The organism is Limnohabitans sp. MMS-10A-178, from assembly GCF_003063375.1.
GTDB lineage: Bacteria > Pseudomonadota > Gammaproteobacteria > Burkholderiales > Burkholderiaceae_C > Limnohabitans_A.
Window position 1 is genome coordinate 139006 of the sequence record NZ_NERY01000001.1, and the last position, 15198, is coordinate 154203.

Here is a 15198-nt window from a genome sequence, read left to right on the forward strand (position 1 = left end):
CTGTTTAAGCGCTCACGCGCGTATCTCTGTCTGCGGTGCCCTGCATCACTTGCTGCGCCAAAAGCGGCTCAGACTCAGAGATGCCCAATGCAGCACGGGCTGCTTGCTGGCCCGCAATTCGGCCAAATGCGGTGCCAATGGTCATGCCAACGCCAGCGGTGTAGCCTTTGCCCAAAACGTTGCCCGCCATCATCTCGCCAGCCACAAACAAATTGGGGCTTGGTTGATCTTGAAAACGCACTGCCGTGGTGTCGTCTGTTTTCAAACCCAGATAGGTGAAAGTGACACCGGGCTTGACGGCGTAAGCATAAAAAGGCGCCGTGTCTAGCGGCAAGGCCCAGTGTGTTTTGGCAGGGCTCACGCCCTCGGTGTGGCAATTGTCTAAAACGGTATGGTCAAACTTGCCTGGCACACAGGCTTGGTTGTAGGCATTCATGGTGGCCATGAAGGTCTCGACATTGAGGCCAATCTTTTGGGCAAGCTCTGGCAGCGTTTGGGCCACCGTGCCTTCAAAGACGGGCGGCATGAAACGGCCAACGGCTTTGGCGTCCGAAATGGAGTAACCAATTTGACCTGGCTGCTGCGCAACCAGTCGGCCCCAAATGGCGTAACGCTTGGGCCAAAAGTCTTCGCCTTCATCGTAAAAACGCTCTGCATTTTTATTCACCACGACGCCCAAAGTAACGCAATCGATGCGTGTGCAAATACCGCCGTCGTAGAGCGGCGCGCGCGCGTCAATGGCCACCATGTGCGCTTGCGTGGGATCGCTGATCTGATCGGCGCCAGCGTCCAACAAGTACTTGAGCAAGGTGCCTTGATTGAACTTGGTGCCGCGAATTAAAAAGTTGTCAGCTGGAAATTCACCCTGTTCATTTTGACCCCAAGCTTCACGCAACCAGCCCAAATTAGATTCAAACCCACCCGCCGCCATGACACATGTTTTGGCGGTAATGCGCTCAGTGCGAATGAGTTCGCCTGTGGCAGATTTGTGCTTCACAACAGCCGCTTTGAAAACACCGTTGTCTAGTTCAATTTCATTCACCTCAGCGTTGTACTGAATTTGAATGCCCAGTTTTTCAGCACTTCGGTAGTAGGCGTTGATGAGGGCTTTGCCGCCGCCCATGAAGAAGGCATTTGTACGCGCCGTGTGAAGCGCGCCAGACAAAGAAGGCTGAAATCGGACGCCGTGCTTGAACATCCAAGGCCTGCAGTGATGGGAGTGCCTGATGGCCAAGCGCGCCAGGTGTTCGTTGGTCAGACCGCCGGTGACCTTCAACAAGTCTTGCCAAAACTCTTCTTCAGGATAGGCCTCGACCAATACGTCTTGAGGTGCATCGTGCATGCACCTCAAATTGCGCGTGTGAATGGAGTTGCCGCCACGCCATTCCCGAGGTGCAGATTCCAACACCATGACGCTGGCTCCTGCTTCGTGGGCCATGAGGGCCGCACACAATGCAGCATTGCCGCCGCCAATTACCAATACATCAACCGTCATTTTTGGGAATTCCTGTTCACGACCTGCACGCCAAATGGTTAGCCGCTTCCATGAAGCTGGCCAAAATTAATTAGGCCTGAAATAAATAGTCGGGCAAATATAACTCGCCTTGCATTATTTTGCGTACGGTGCGAACCAAAGCCGCCTTTTGAACTACGGCATTCATTCCTTCGCCAACCAACTCAACGTCCAACTCAATCTTCCCTTGTGGGTGCACCACAGACATTAAGTGACGTCCAGCAGCTCGCGTGTTGCCAGAAGCAACCGTTCCTGGCAAAGCAAAAGCAGTACCCACACCAATTGCACCGGTTACGGCATGAGAGGAATGGCAACGGTGCGGTGTGAAATACCTGGAGACGATACAGGCAGCGTCATCGCTTGAGCTGACCAAGACTGGTTTGGGCACCACGCTTGCAGAAACATCGCCCAAGCCCATTCGCAGACCCGCCTGCAAGCGCATTGCTTCTAATTGAGTCAAAAGCGCCTTGTTGGCGTCTAATTCAGCAGGACTTTCGCAACCTGAGACACCCATGTCCTTGGCACGCACAATCATCAAGGGCATGGCTGCATCGATGCAAGTGACCTCTATGCCATCGATTTTTTCTATGCGATGCCCTGTTGGGAACAACTGTCCCGTGACAGCACCCCAAGCATCTAAAAAATTAAGCAATACTGGCGCGGCTGTACCGACCACACCATCGATGCGCGCTGAGCCTTCGTAGGTGACTTTGCCATTCGGAGTTTGAACTGTGGCCTCAATTTTGGAGCCCGTATTGACATTGTGAATTCGCACAGTGGTTGTACCCTGCCTGGCCTCAATCAAACCCTGCTCAATAGCAAATGGCGCCACGCCAGACAACATGTTGCCGCAATTGGGCCTGATATCGACTGTGGCTTGACCGACGCCAACTTGGGCGAACAAATAATCTAAATCACAATCGGGCAAAGACGAGCGAGAGACTATGGCGACCTTGCTATTTAAGGTGCTATTTCCGCCCAGTCCATCTAATTGGAGTGGGTCTGATGCACCGATGGCCCCAATCAACGCCAAGTCACGTAACTTTGGATCGGCAGGCAACCATTCTTTGAGAAAAAATGGCCCCCGCGAAGTACCCGCGCGCATCAAAACGCAAGGGATTTTTTGATTGACAGATTGCATTTCAGTCGGCTTGGAGTTTGGCGCGTTGCACCACTTGGCGCCACTTTACCAAATCTTTGCGAACCATTTCTCCAAGTTGTTCAGGCGTGCTGGTTTCAACATCAGCGCCATGTCCCTCAATGCGTTTGATAATTTCTTTGTCTTCCAACACTTTGTTCAAGGCTTGGTTGAGTTTGGCAACCGTTTCTTTGGAAGTTTTTGCTGGGGCAAAAATAGCGTACCACTGCTCCACCTCGACACCTGCAATGCCCACTTCCTTCAAAGTTGGTACATCTGGCAACAAGGGCGAGCGCTTGGTTCCCGCAATAGCCAGGGCTTGCAAACGATTGGTCTTCACAAAGGGGGTGCCGGTGAACAAACTGGGAAACATGATCTGAGTTTGACCACCAATGGTGTCATTGATGGCTGGCGCAGATCCTTTGTAAGGCACGTGAAGCATTGAAGTTTGCGTGGACATTTTGAACAATTCAGCGGCAAAGTGCGGTGCGGTGCCGTTGCCAGCTGAAGCAAAACTGAACTCATCTGGTTTTTCTTTCAGCAATCGAACCAGGTCTTTCACATCTTTGACCTTGACGCTGGGGTTAACGACCATCAAGGTCGGTGAGTAACCAACCAAACCAACGGGCTCAAAGTCCTTCACGGGGTCGTAACGCAACTTTTGCAGGGCAGGGTTCATGGCATGTGTGGCGATGTAGCCAAACATCAGCGTGTTGCCGTCTGGTGCTGCCTTGGCGACAAATTCTGAAGCCAATGAACCATTCGCGCCTGCCTTGTTCTCAACAATCACGGTTCGATTGAGCAAGACGCCAAGTTTTTGTCCAATCGTACGCGCCATGGCGTCATTACCACCGCCAGCAGCTGTAGGGACCACAATGGTCAATGGTTTTTCAGTTTGGGCACTGCACCAAACACTGGTCAGCAACAAGGTTAGCGCAACAATGGTTTTTCCGTTGAATTTCATTTCAGTTCTTCCAATATTCCGTTTTGATTTGAAAAGGTGGCGAATATTGACGGAAATTTATATTTTAATGAAGTGCAATTTTTAATATGATTGTTGCATGAGACACATTAATTTCGATTTACAACAACTTCAGGCTTTTATTGCAATCGCTGAACGCGGAAGTTTCAGAGCAGCGGCTGAGCACATCCACTTGTCACCGCCCGCCCTGAGTCGGCGCATTGAAAAACTGGAATCCATCATTGGAACTCGGCTTTTCAACCGGACAACGCGTGAAGTTGAATTGACCAGCATCGGCCGAATTTTTCTAGAAAGAGCCCGCTCCACCATTGATGATTTGGAGTCCGCCATTCTGGGTATATCTGACATTGCAGCCACACGAAGTGGCCGGGTGACTGTGGCCTGCGTGCCCTCTGCTGCTGTGTATTTTTTGCCAAAGGTGATCAGCAGTTTTTCTGCCAAATACCCCTCTATTCGAATTCGCGTCATTGATGAATCTATGAATCAAACCATGCAGAGTGTGCTAACGGGTGAGTCTGATTTTGGCATTGGCTTTATGAACAACCTTATGCCTGAAATCAGTTTTCAAGGTATTCACGACGATCCATTTGTCATCGCAGTCAGGCGCGATCACCCTCTGGCGCATCTCAAAAGTGTGAAGTGGTCTCAAATTGAAAATGAAAGACTCATCTCTGTTGCGCGAAGCAGTGGCAATCGTCAATTGTTAGACGATGTGATGAGCAAACTTGGTTTGATACCCAACTATGCATTTGAGGTGAGCCATATCGGCACACTATTAGGCATGGTGGAAGCAGGATTGGGCATCGCCGCAGTTCCCCGAACTGCGTTGCCTGTCAATCACCCTGTGGTGGTTGGCTTGCCCCTTAAAAATCCAAGCATCTCACGCAGCCTCGGCTTGTTAAGCAAGCAAGGCACAACACTTAGGCCGGCTGCAGCCATGTTTCACGAATATTTGTTTGGCGCGCTGACAAAGCGCAAATTCACAAAATCGCTTTGACTGGCGCTGAATCAGGCACGCCCAACTTGCGCAACATCCAGCCCATGGGGCAGAGTACTTGACAGTTTTGCCACCCAAAGAAGCCTTGCAATGAGTTCTTATACTTAAAACGGAATGTCGTCGTCCATGTCGTCAAAACCACTTGCAGGCTTGGCGGCGGGTTTGCCGGCAGGCGCACTGGCCGCGGGGCGAGGCGCTGCAGCGGGGCGGCGTGCTGGTGCACCACCCTCTTCATCTCCGCCACTGGGGCCGCCCATGCCTTCACGGCCACCCAACAATTGCATTTCGGTGGCAATGATGTCGACCGTGTTTTTCTCAACGCCGGCCTGGTCGGTGTATTTGCCGTATTTCAGACGGCCTTCAATGTAAATGGGGCGACCTTTTTTGACATACTCGCCAGCAATTTCGGCCAAACGGTCGTAAAAAGTAACGCGGTGCCACTGCGTGTCCTCGACAGTTTCGCCAGACGTGCGGTCTTTGCGGCGGCTGGTGGTGGCAATGCTGATATTGGCCACGGCCTGACCGGAGGGCAGGTAGCGAATTTCGGGGTCACGGCCGCAGTTGCCGATCAGAATGACTTTGTTGACGGATGCCATGTTTGTTTCCTTGAAATCTCTTGCGATGAACAGCTGCAATTATGCTTGTTAGCGGGTGGGTGCTTCAATGGGTTCCATGAACCATGCAACCAAAAGCCAGACCAGCGTAGCCAGGCCACAAACCCCAAATAAAACCTGCGCACCCCCTGATTTCATGAGGGCGCCGCCCACCGCACCGCCCACAAAGAAGCCCAGCGACTGCAAGGTATTGTAAAAACCCATGGCCATGCCACGCGCATGCGGAGGCGCAGCGCGGGAAGCAATACTTGGCTGACAGGCTTCCAAGATGTTGGAAGCAGAAAAGAAAACACACAAGATTGCGGCAATGCACCACAAGTTGGGCGTTCCACCAGCCACCAAGGCCAAGCTGAACAAGACCAGCGCAATGACAATTGCAGAGCCTAGGAATACGGCGCGCAGATAGCCTTTTCTTTCAAGCGGAAAGAGCGTTTTGCCCATGACCAAAAACCCAAACAACACGGCTGGCAGATAGATCCACCAATGGTGCTCTTTGGGCAAGCCAGCATCCACCATCATTTGCGGCACAGCCACCCACATGGCCAAAAGGACGCCATGCAGCACAAACACGCCCAAGTTGTTGCGCAGAGAAGGGATGTGCGTCAGAACTTCCTTCAAACTGCCTTTGGGCACCGCTGTTTTCTGGGTCGGCTCGGGGGGCACGCCCCAAAGCACCACGGCCACACCGCCGAAAGCCAGAATGCCTGTGAGCACGAACAAGCCCGGCAAACCCGCAATGGCATTGAGGGCAGGGGCCAAAATCAAGGACAACGCAAACATCAGGCCAATGCTGGCCCCCACCAAGGCCATGGCCTTGGTTCTAACCAGGTCACGGGTTTGATCGGCCAACAAAGCGGTGACAACCGCAGAGACGGCGCCCGCCCCCTGCAAAGCTCGCCCTATGAGCACGCCATACAGACTGTCTGCGGCGGCTGCCCAAAAGCTGCCCACCGCCAGAATCAGCAAGCCAAACACAATCACTTTTTTGCGCCCCAGCTTGTCGGAAGCGGCGCCAAACGCTAACTGCAGTGCGCCTTGAGTGAGGCCGTAAATTCCCATGGCCAAGCCCACAAGGGCAGGATCGTCGCCCCCAGGGTAATTTGCAGCCTCCAAAGCAAATACGGGCAACACCAAGAACAAACCCAACATGCGCAAGCCATAAATGGCCGCAAGAGAGATGCTGGAACGCTTTTCCAAGGATGTCATGAGCGAGGCATTTAAGGCCTCTGGGGGCTCAGAAGGCGAAATAGGGCTGGGGTTGGGTGATGCGTTCATAGGAATAGGGATCTATTGTCCCTGATTCAGTAAGGTATCTCAAACGCCTATTTTCTCCGGTGGGGTTGGGCAGAAAGGCTGAAGGCGGCTTTCTCATACTGGCTACCAGAAATCGTTCAGCCGCCTTCAGCCTTTCTACCCAACTTCTAGGGCTGATAAGCCCAAAGCCGCCAACAGACTTTCATTTTTAACGTTAATATTCGTCCGTTCAGATTTTTAGCAACTTCTTTGGAGATTTTATGAAACAAACTAACCGCCGCGTTTTCATGATGCAAGTGGCATTGGGTGGTACAGCCTTGGCTGCACAACAAGCCATGGCCCAAGCCATGGTGAACGAAAAAGACCCGCAGGCTGCTGCATTGGGTTATGCCGCCGACACCACCAAAGTTGACGCGAAAAAATTCCCCAAGCACGCCGCCTCACAAAAATGCAACAACTGCGCTTTGTACCAAGCCAAGGCCACCGATCCTGCTGGCGGTTGCCCCTTGTTTGCTGGCAAGCAAGTCCACGGTAATGGCTGGTGCTCAGCTTGGGCCAAGAAAGCCTAAGTTCAGGCTTTTTCAAAGCACCCCTCTAAAAGCCAGCACTCGCTGGCTTTTTTTCATTTCAACCACCCTCTCAGTGGTTCTGTTGAACCAGGGCAGCAGACAGAGGGCCCTTCTTTAGCGATAATCGAGGGTTTTGTCTGGCACCTCGATTTTGAACGCTCCCAACGCCCCCGCAAGTCTCACTGAACTGGAAACGGCCAGGGAAAAAGTTCGTCTGCTGGAGGCTGCTCTTCAAGCTGCGCGCTTAGAAGCCGGTATGCCAAACACCCAAGACGCCAAGGATGGCGCCTACTTGGCCAGCGCGCTTCGCCAAACGCACATCAGCGTTCGCGGGGCCCGCACGCACAACCTCAAAAACATCGACCTCGACATTCCGCGCAACCAACTGGTGGTGATCACCGGCTTGAGCGGTTCCGGCAAATCGAGTTTGGCCTTCGACACTTTGTACGCCGAAGGTCAGCGCCGCTATGTTGAAAGCTTGTCGGCCTATGCACGCCAGTTTTTGCAGTTGATGGACAAGCCCGATGTCGATTTGATTGAGGGCCTGTCGCCCGCCATCTCCATTGAGCAAAAAGCCACCAGCCACAACCCCCGCTCTACCGTGGGTACCGTGACAGAAATTCACGACTATCTGCGCTTGTTGTTTGCACGCGCAGGCACCCCTTACTGCCCGGACCACAACCTGGCACTGCAAGCGCAAACCGTGAGCCAAATGGTCGATGCTGTTTTAGATTTGCCAGAAGACACGCGCCTCATGATCGTGGCGCCCATTGCACGCGAACGCAAGGGCGAGTTTGAAAAAGTCTTTGAACAAATGCAGGCGCTCGGGTATGTGCGCTTTCGCATCAATGGTGAAACCTTTGAAGTGGAAGATTTGCCCACCCTCAAGAAAACAGAAAAGCACAACATCGATGTGGTGGTCGACCGTCTCAAAATTCGCCATGAAGCCGAGGCCCCTGCGCGCGATGCACTACGCCAGCGTATTGCCGAAAGTTTCGAAGCTGCTTTGCGCTTGGCCGAACAACGCGCTGTGGCCGTTGAAATGGACTCGGGCCATGAGCACATGTTCAACGCCAAATTTGCGTGTCCCGTGTGCCATTACTCAATTGCAGAGCTTGAACCGCGACTGTTCTCTTTCAACTCACCTATGGGAGCGTGCACCACGTGCGATGGCTTGGGCACCACTGAGGTGTTTGACATCGACCGCGTGGTGGCTTTTCCTTCTTTGAGTTTGGCCAGTGGCGCCATCAAGGGCTGGGATCGTCGCAATGGTTTTTATTTCAGCATGCTCGAAAGCTTGGCCAAGCATTACGCGTTTGATGTGGAAGCGCCTTTTGAATCACTGCCAGAAGCCGTACGCCAAAGTATTTTATGGGGCTCAGGCGAAGAAGACATCAAGTTCAGTTACATCATGGAGTCTGGTGCTTCAAAGGGCAAAAAGGTTTCCAAAAAACACCCCTTTGAAGGGATCATTCCCAACCTCACACGGCGCTACAAAGAAACCGACTCTAGCGTGGTGCGCGAGGACCTTGCACGCATGCGCAGTCACCATGCTTGCTCCGATTGCAAGGGCACGCGTTTGCGGCGCGAGGCACGCCATGTGCGGGTAGGTGAGGGCCCACAAGCGCGCGCTATTTATGAAGTCAATCATGTCACTTTGGGTGAAGCCCAAAGCTACTTTCAAAGCTTGAAACTGCATGGCGCGAAGGCCGAAATTGCCGACAAAGTGGTGCGCGAGATTGGCTCTCGCTTGAAGTTTTTGAACGATGTGGGCTTGAACTATTTAAGCCTCGATCGCAGCGCAGACACCTTGTCGGGCGGCGAAGCACAGCGCATTCGCTTGGCCAGCCAAATTGGCTCAGGTCTCACGGGTGTGATGTATGTCTTGGACGAACCCAGTATCGGTTTGCACCAACGCGACAACGATCGCCTGATAGGCACGCTCAAACATTTGCGCGACATTGGCAACAGCGTGTTGGTGGTGGAGCACGACGAAGACATGATTCGCGTTGCCGACCATGTGATCGACATGGGCCCAGGTGCCGGCGTGCATGGAGGCCGCGTGATGGCACAAGGCACTTGCGAAGACATTTTGCAAGCACCCAGTTCTTTGACAGGCCAATATTTGTCGGGTCGCAAAGCCATCGAAGTGCCTGCCAAGCGCCATGCACCTGGCAAAGACTTTATTGAAATTGTGGGCGCCACAGGTCACAACTTGAAAAATGTGCGGGCCGCATTTCCTGTGGGCCTGCTCACCTGCGTGACGGGTGTTTCGGGTTCAGGCAAATCCACCTTGGTGAACGAAACTTTGTACACCGCTGCGGCGCGCAGCATTCATCGCGCGCACGACGAGCCTGCCGCCCACGAAGATATTTTGGGGCTCTACCACTTCGACAAAGTGATCAACGTCGATCAGTCGCCCATTGGCCGCACACCGCGCAGCAACCCCGCCACTTACACGGGCTTGTTCACGCACATTCGCGACCTCATGACCGAAGTGCCCGCTGCTCGTGAGCGTGGTTATGGCCCTGGCCGCTTCAGCTTCAATGTCAATGCTTCAAATGGTGGAGGGCGTTGTGAAGCTTGCCAAGGCGACGGCATGGTGAAAGTGGAAATGCACTTCTTACCCGATGTGTATGTGCCTTGCGATGTGTGCCACGGACAACGTTACAACCGCGAAACATTGGAAATTTTGTACAAGGGCAAAAACATTGCCCAAGTGCTCGACATGACCGTTGAGGCGGCCCACGAATTTTTCAATGCTGTGCCCGCCATAGCGCGCAAATTGCAAACGCTGCTCGATGTAGGCTTGAGCTACATCCGTTTGGGGCAGGCGGCCACCACTTTGTCTGGCGGTGAAGCACAACGCGTGAAGTTGGCCTTGGAATTATCCAAGCGCGATACAGGCCGCACCTTGTACATTCTGGACGAACCCACCACCGGCTTGCACTTTGCCGACATTGCACTGCTGCTCAAAGTGTTGCACCAACTGCGCGATGCGGGCAACACCATTGTGGTCATTGAGCACAACTTGGATGTGATCAAAACCGCCGACTGGTTGATTGACATGGGGCCAGAAGGCGGCTCGGGTGGTGGCACTGTAGTAGGCGTGGGCACACCCGAAACCTTGGCTGAAAATCCCAATAGTTTCACTGGCCGTTATTTGAAACGGCTGTTAGAAAAATAACTCAGCTTGAGGCCGCAGCCTTCAAGACATCGCGTGTGCGAATGGCTTCTTTTCGCGCGGCTCGCGCAAAGTCATCGCCCGATGAGGCATACAAAATGGCGCGTGATGAATTGACAATCACGGCACCCGTGGTGGCGCCATGGCTTTGGCGATAACCCGCTTTGATGGTGGCCACTGCATCGCCACCTTGCGCACCCACACCTGGAATGAGCAAGGGCAAGGTAGGCGCCAAACTGCGCACACGTTCAATTTCTGCAGGATAAGTGGCACCCACCACCAAACCCAACTGACCATTTAAATTCCAAGGGCCTTGCGCCAACTTGGCCACATGCTCGTACAACAAAGGCTGGCCTTCTACAGAAGCCAAGCGCTGATTCTGCAAGTCGTCACCACCGGGATTGGATGTGCGGCACAACAAAAACGCGCCTTTGCCGTGGTATTTCAAATAGGGCTGCACTGAATCAAACCCCATGAAGGGCGACAAGGTAACGGCGTCTGCACCATAGCGCTCAAAGGCCTCTTTGGCATATTGCTCGGCGGTGGAGCCAATGTCGCCCCGCTTGGCGTCCAAAATGGTGGGCACATGGGGCGCATTGCGGCGCATGTGCTCCATGAGTTTTTCCAATTGGTCTTCGGCGCGATGCGCTGCAAAGTAAGCAATTTGGGGCTTGAAGGAAATGGCCAGGTCGGCTGTGGCATCGACAATCTGCGCACAAAAATCATAGATCTTGCTGGCGTCGCCCTTCAGGCTCGCGGGAAATTTGCTGGGTTCAGGATCGAGGCCCACACACAACAGAGAGCCGTTTTGGCGCTCTGCACTTTGCAGTTGTTCTAAGAAGGTCATGTTGTGATTTTAAAGGCTCAAAGCGCAGGACTCAAACTCACAGCCTCTTGCGGCATTTCGCACTAAGATCGACCTCATGCATTCACTCACCACACGCCAATGGGTTCTCTTGGTGCTTCTGACCTTGGTTTGGGGCCTCAACTGGCCTGTTTTGAAGCTGGGTGTCACGGGTTTTCCGCCTCTGACCTTTCGCATGCTTTGCTTACTGATAGGCACACCCATCTTGGGCTTGGGCCTTTTGGCCATGAAGGTTCCATTTCGAGTTCCGCGGCAATACTGGCGTGAGTTGTTGGTTTTGGCCATCTTCAACATGTTCATTTGGCATGCCTTAATCATTTTGGCCGTGCAGTATTTGTCCAGCGGCAGATCGGCCATTTTGGGCTACACCATGCCCATCTTCTCAGCCCTGATTGGCGCCTTCATTTTTCAAAACCAACTCTCCAAGCGCGCATGGGGTGGGGTGTTTGCAGCAGCCCTGGGGGTTCTGCTGTTGCTTTGGCATGAGTTGTCCAATCTCTCTGGCAAACCTGTGGGTGTGTTGTTGGCCTTGATCTCTGCCAGCACTTGGGCTTTGGGCACCCAACTGATGCGCCGAACCACCATTCCATTGCCAACCCTCACCTTGTCTTTTTGGATGACCGCCATGACCACCCTGGTAATGATGGTCTTGGCATTTGTTTTTGAATCCGACAGGTGGCAAGAGCCAAGCCCCACACACTGGGCCGCCATTCTCTTCAATGCCTTCTTGGTGTTTGGCTTTGCGCATGCCGCTTGGTTTTATTTGGCCCGTGGCTTGCCGCCAGTGGCTTCCACATTGAGTGTCATGATGATTCCCATTTTGGGCGTGTTCAGCGGCGCATGGGCCCTGAATGAAATACTTCATTGGCAAGACTGGGCAGCAATGGCTCTCATGGTTGTATCGATTGCCAGCGTGTTGTGGCCATCACAAACTGCCGGTCTTGCCCAAACTGAAGACGCCAAAAAGGCTTAAGAGCTGCTTGACGACACCAAGCTGGCTGCCATGCACAAATCGGCCCAAGCTTTGGCCTTGTCAGCTTGATTGCGAAGCAAGTAGGCTGGCGGATAAGTGACCACCACCGGCACACCCTGAAAGCTTTGCACTTGCGAGCGCAATTTGCCCAAGGGCTCTGCACTTTGCAACAAAGCCAAGGCGGCTGTTCTGCCCATGGCCAAGATCACTTTGGGCTGAACCAGTGCCACTTGCCGCGACAAATAATTGGCGCAATGCGACACTTCCAGTTGACTCGCATTGCGACCCGATGGGGTTCGGCACTTCAATGCATGGGTGAGGTAAACGTCATCGCGTGTGAGGCTCAAGGCCTTCAACATGTTGTCAAGCAATTGGCCTGCGGGCCCGGCAAAACTTCGCCCATTTTGATCTTCTTCTTCGCCTGGCGCATCGCCCACAATCATCCAATTGGCTGAAGCCAAGCCATCGCCCAAAATTGCTTGCTGGCGAGACTGGCTCAAGCCGCAGCTTGTGCAGGCGCTAACCGCCGACTGCAATTGGGGCCAATCCATGCTGGCAATGCCAGCTGGCAAATTGGACACATCCACAATGGGCACAGACAACAATGGCGGCGCCATACTGATGTCTTTTTGAGGGCTGGCAGCCACTTCCTTCGCAACTTGAGGCACGGCTGGCGCTGTTTTGGGCATCCAAACACGCACACCCATTTCCGCCAGCATGGCGCGTTGGCGTTCGTCAAGCTCAAAACGCGTGGCGTTTTCGTTCATTGCAACAGTGGGTTCTTCCATCATGGCTTAAGTTTTGAGAGGCATGCTCATCACCACCGCAGACTCGCGAGTGGTTCGCCCAGCAGGATAGTAATCTTTTCTCACGCCAACTTGCTGGAAGCCAAAACTTTTGTACAAACTCAAAGCGGGTGCATTGCTTTCTCGCACTTCAAGCCACAAAAATTTTGCGCCTTGGGCTTGAGACCACAAGCTCAGTGATTGCATCAAACAACGTGCCCAGCCTTGCCGCTGAAATGCGGGGGCGACGGTAATGTTGAGCAAGTGAACTTCGTCAATGACCTGCATGGCCACAAAGTAGCCGATCAACTGATCCTCGGCCACCAAGCGATGCGCCACATAACCGGCCTTCAAGGCGTCTTTGAAATTGCCCCATGTCCAGGGATGGCTGTAAGCGGTTTGCTCCACGGCCACCACCGCTGGTAAATCGGCCTCCGTCATGGTGAGCAGTTCCACCTTGAGCGCAGGCGTCAACATTTGTTTGAGCTCTGGCGGCCACAGGTTCATGTTGGCGGGAGGCTGGTTGAAATAGTCGATGCACTGGCTTTGGCCAGTTTGATGGCGTCGCGCTCAGCCGTGGTTTGCGCCACTTTGTCGCGAATGTAAAGAGGCTGAACCCATTCTGGCGCCACAGCTTGCTCACTCAACCACAAGGCCGGCGCCATGCGCAGCAAGGCCAGCGCATGCGGCACGGCAGCCACACAGCGCAAGTAAACACTGTTTAACTCTAACTCTTGCAGCGAAAAGCGTTCTTTGTAAACCTCGAAACCATTGCCGGCCACGACCAACCGAGGCAAGCTCAATTGGCTCAATTGGCACAACTGCGCAGCCATCGCTTCGGGCGCGCCAACCTGCAAAGGCTGTACACAGGTCCAAAGTGCGGAAGCCGCCTGCCACCTGTAAACACCCAAGTAAACCTCACTCATCCTAGCGTCCATCACCGAAGCGATGTGCACATCTTCTAATGGGTTGAAAGGCTCAGTGTCTTGCGCATCAAGAAGCGCCTGTCTGGCATCTTCCGCTACAGCCTTCAGACTGTCTACGGGAATGACTTTCAAGTTTGCGCCCAAAGCCAGACCTTGAGCCACCGCACAGGTCGTTCTCAACCCAGTGAAAGAGCCCGGTCCTTGACCCACCACCAAGGCTGTCAAATCAGACAATTGCATCTGCGCTTGCGCGAGCAACTGGTGAATACTGGGAATCAATTGTGCCGAGGCATTGGAGCCTCCCACGCCATGGTGGTGCCAAGTTTGATGGCCATTCGACAAGGCCACCGACATCATGTCGGTGCTGGTGTCAAAGGCTAAAAATTTCAAAGCTGAGGTCATGGCTTCAAGGTTTGGGAAATGAGGATTTGGCCACGGCTTGGCGCACACCAAACAATATACCGCTTGTGACCAATGCCAAACCCACCCACAAATTCCAGGACAAAGGTTCACCCAAAAATACCACTGCGCCCAATGCCGACAAGCCAGGCACCAGCGCTGTGATCATGGTGGACTTGACGGGGCCAAAAGTGCGAATCATTTGCGTGAAGGTAATGCCTGAAATGACCACCGAGCCCACGCCCTGAAAGGCCGCTTGAAACACAATTTCAGACCACGCCGCTTGTGCCATGTGGCTGGGCAGCACATTCAGATAAACCAACAAGGCATAAGCGGGCACAAAGCTCACGAAAGCAAATGCCGTGATGGCCATGGTTGCCCGCACCGGATCCAAACCATATCGACGCACCATGACGCTGTAGGCCGACCAACACAAAGCCGCCGCCATGAACAAAAGGTCACCAATCCAAACATCACCACCATCAAAGGCTTGGAGCAGACTCATGCCGCCCACCAAAATATCGCCACACACAATCATGAGCAAACCAATGCTGCGGTTCATGCCAATTTGCTCGCGCAAAAAAAGCCACATCAGCAAAGTGGTCCAAAGCGGCAAACTGCCTGGCAAGAGCACAGAGGCGTGGCCCGCAGGCGCATAAAAAAATCCAATGTAGGCCATCACGGCATACAACAATCCCCCAAACAAGCCCGCCTGCACCGTGATGCGCAAAGGCAATGGCGACAGGCCCCACAAAGAACCCACTTTTTCGCCGCGCTGTCGGGCTTCCCGCATGAGCCACCATGTCCAAGGCAGCAAGACACTGCTGGCGCCCAAAATTCGGGCACACGCAATGTCCAAAGGCAAGAGCACGTGAGATGCCGAGGCCCGCGCCACGACGATGAAAGAAGACCAAATGAGAACAGTGATCACGGCCGCCAAAGGGCCGATGCTGCGTTGAGAAAATGCCATGTCCCAATGATACGTGCAAGGGCGGCTAG

General features: G+C 53.6%; 14 protein-coding genes. 4 read left to right on the forward strand and 10 right to left on the reverse strand.

Annotated elements, in window-relative coordinates; genetic code table 11:
- Positions 1-4: 4 nt before the first annotated feature.
- The 3 genes from tcuA to B9Z32_RS00630 form a co-directional block, all read right to left on the reverse strand.
- Positions 5-1495 (reverse strand): FAD-dependent tricarballylate dehydrogenase TcuA, encoded by a 1491-nt coding sequence (tcuA, locus tag B9Z32_RS00620; protein WP_108419495.1) that lies wholly within the window; start codon positions 1493-1495, stop codon positions 5-7.
- A 70-nt stretch (positions 1496-1565) separates the two neighbouring features.
- The gene (locus B9Z32_RS00625) at positions 1566-2654 is read right to left on the reverse strand and encodes a 4-oxalomesaconate tautomerase (RefSeq protein ID WP_108419496.1); all 1089 of its coding nucleotides are present in this window, start codon (positions 2652-2654) and stop codon (positions 1566-1568) included.
- Position 2655: 1 nt separating this feature from the next.
- Positions 2656-3615, reverse strand: coding sequence for a tripartite tricarboxylate transporter substrate binding protein (locus tag B9Z32_RS00630; RefSeq protein ID WP_108419497.1), 960 nt, complete (start codon positions 3613-3615; stop codon positions 2656-2658).
- Between the two features lie 97 nt (positions 3616-3712).
- Here B9Z32_RS00630 and B9Z32_RS00635 point away from each other — a divergent pair, with 97 nt between their 5' ends.
- Positions 3713-4630, forward strand: a complete 918-nt coding sequence (locus tag B9Z32_RS00635; RefSeq protein WP_108419498.1) for a LysR family transcriptional regulator — start codon at positions 3713-3715, stop codon at positions 4628-4630.
- A 104-nt stretch (positions 4631-4734) separates the two neighbouring features.
- Here B9Z32_RS00635 and ssb read toward each other — a convergent pair whose 3' ends face one another.
- Positions 4735-5226: a single-stranded DNA-binding protein gene (gene ssb, locus B9Z32_RS00640; protein ID WP_108419499.1), complete on the reverse strand. Its 492-nt coding sequence runs from the start codon at positions 5224-5226 to the stop codon at positions 4735-4737.
- Between the two features lie 48 nt (positions 5227-5274).
- The gene (locus B9Z32_RS00645) at positions 5275-6450 is read right to left on the reverse strand and encodes an MFS transporter (RefSeq protein ID WP_108420885.1); all 1176 of its coding nucleotides are present in this window, start codon (positions 6448-6450) and stop codon (positions 5275-5277) included.
- A gap of 308 nt (positions 6451-6758) precedes the next feature.
- Between B9Z32_RS00645 and B9Z32_RS00650 the strand changes: the two genes are divergently transcribed.
- Together B9Z32_RS00650 and uvrA are read left to right on the forward strand one after the other, a co-directional pair.
- Complete coding sequence (locus B9Z32_RS00650; protein WP_369909213.1) at positions 6759-7067, forward strand: high-potential iron-sulfur protein; 309 nt, start codon at positions 6759-6761, stop codon at positions 7065-7067.
- A gap of 256 nt (positions 7068-7323) precedes the next feature.
- Complete coding sequence (gene uvrA / locus B9Z32_RS00655; RefSeq protein ID WP_108420887.1) at positions 7324-10254, forward strand: excinuclease ABC subunit UvrA; 2931 nt, start codon at positions 7324-7326, stop codon at positions 10252-10254.
- A 1-nt stretch (position 10255) separates the two neighbouring features.
- On the opposite strand, the gene pyrF is transcribed toward uvrA, so the two are convergent.
- Entirely contained in the window at positions 10256-11098 is an 843-nt protein-coding gene (gene pyrF, locus B9Z32_RS00660) for an orotidine-5'-phosphate decarboxylase (RefSeq protein ID WP_108419500.1), read from the reverse strand.
- A gap of 76 nt (positions 11099-11174) precedes the next feature.
- On the opposite strand from pyrF, the gene B9Z32_RS00665 reads away from it, so the two are divergent.
- Positions 11175-12089: a DMT family transporter gene (locus B9Z32_RS00665; RefSeq protein WP_108419501.1), complete on the forward strand. Its 915-nt coding sequence runs from the start codon at positions 11175-11177 to the stop codon at positions 12087-12089.
- Here B9Z32_RS00665 and B9Z32_RS00670 read toward each other — a convergent pair.
- The 4 genes from B9Z32_RS00670 to B9Z32_RS00685 are packed head-to-tail and all read right to left on the reverse strand — an operon-like array spanning position 12086 to position 15169.
- On the reverse strand, positions 12086-12880 hold the full coding sequence (locus tag B9Z32_RS00670; RefSeq protein WP_233248007.1) for a uracil-DNA glycosylase: 795 nt from the start codon (positions 12878-12880) through the stop codon (positions 12086-12088). The genes B9Z32_RS00665 and B9Z32_RS00670 overlap by 4 nt on opposite strands.
- A gap of 3 nt (positions 12881-12883) precedes the next feature.
- A complete protein-coding gene (rimI, locus tag B9Z32_RS00675) occupies positions 12884-13381 on the reverse strand; it encodes a ribosomal protein S18-alanine N-acetyltransferase (RefSeq protein ID WP_369909216.1) in 498 nt (165 codons plus the stop codon).
- Positions 13378-14202, reverse strand: a complete 825-nt coding sequence (gene tsaB / locus B9Z32_RS00680; RefSeq protein WP_199219918.1) for a tRNA (adenosine(37)-N6)-threonylcarbamoyltransferase complex dimerization subunit type 1 TsaB — start codon at positions 14200-14202, stop codon at positions 13378-13380. The genes rimI and tsaB overlap by 4 nt, the downstream gene beginning before the upstream one ends.
- A gap of 4 nt (positions 14203-14206) precedes the next feature.
- Positions 14207-15169 (reverse strand): DMT family transporter, encoded by a 963-nt coding sequence (locus tag B9Z32_RS00685; RefSeq protein WP_108419502.1) that lies wholly within the window; start codon positions 15167-15169, stop codon positions 14207-14209.
- Between the last annotated feature and the right edge of the window lie 29 nt (positions 15170-15198).

Bases quoted from the DNA above. Each gene is read 5' to 3' on its own strand.
- tsaB (WP_199219918.1), bottom strand. From the start codon at position 14,202: ATGACCTCAGCTTTGAAATTTTTAGCCTTTGACACCAGCACCGACATG.
- B9Z32_RS00625 (WP_108419496.1), bottom strand. From the start codon at position 2,654: ATGCAATCTGTCAATCAAAAAATCCCTTGCGTTTTGATGCGCGCGGGT.
- ssb (WP_108419499.1), bottom strand. From the start codon at position 5,226: ATGGCATCCGTCAACAAAGTCATTCTGATCGGCAACTGCGGCCGTGAC.
- rimI (WP_369909216.1), bottom strand. From the start codon at position 13,381: ATGAACCTGTGGCCGCCAGAGCTCAAACAAATGTTGACGCCTGCGCTC.
- B9Z32_RS00650 (WP_369909213.1), top strand. From the start codon at position 6,759: ATGAAACAAACTAACCGCCGCGTTTTCATGATGCAAGTGGCATTGGGT.
- tcuA (WP_108419495.1), bottom strand. From the start codon at position 1,495: ATGACGGTTGATGTATTGGTAATTGGCGGCGGCAATGCTGCATTGTGT.
- B9Z32_RS00685 (WP_108419502.1), bottom strand. From the start codon at position 15,169: ATGGCATTTTCTCAACGCAGCATCGGCCCTTTGGCGGCCGTGATCACT.
- uvrA (WP_108420887.1), top strand. From the start codon at position 7,324: ATGCCAAACACCCAAGACGCCAAGGATGGCGCCTACTTGGCCAGCGCG.
- B9Z32_RS00635 (WP_108419498.1), top strand. From the start codon at position 3,713: ATGAGACACATTAATTTCGATTTACAACAACTTCAGGCTTTTATTGCA.
- B9Z32_RS00630 (WP_108419497.1), bottom strand. From the start codon at position 3,615: ATGAAATTCAACGGAAAAACCATTGTTGCGCTAACCTTGTTGCTGACC.
- B9Z32_RS00645 (WP_108420885.1), bottom strand. From the start codon at position 6,450: ATGACATCCTTGGAAAAGCGTTCCAGCATCTCTCTTGCGGCCATTTAT.
- B9Z32_RS00665 (WP_108419501.1), top strand. From the start codon at position 11,175: ATGCATTCACTCACCACACGCCAATGGGTTCTCTTGGTGCTTCTGACC.
- B9Z32_RS00670 (WP_233248007.1), bottom strand. From the start codon at position 12,880: ATGATGGAAGAACCCACTGTTGCAATGAACGAAAACGCCACGCGTTTT.
- pyrF (WP_108419500.1), bottom strand. From the start codon at position 11,098: ATGACCTTCTTAGAACAACTGCAAAGTGCAGAGCGCCAAAACGGCTCT.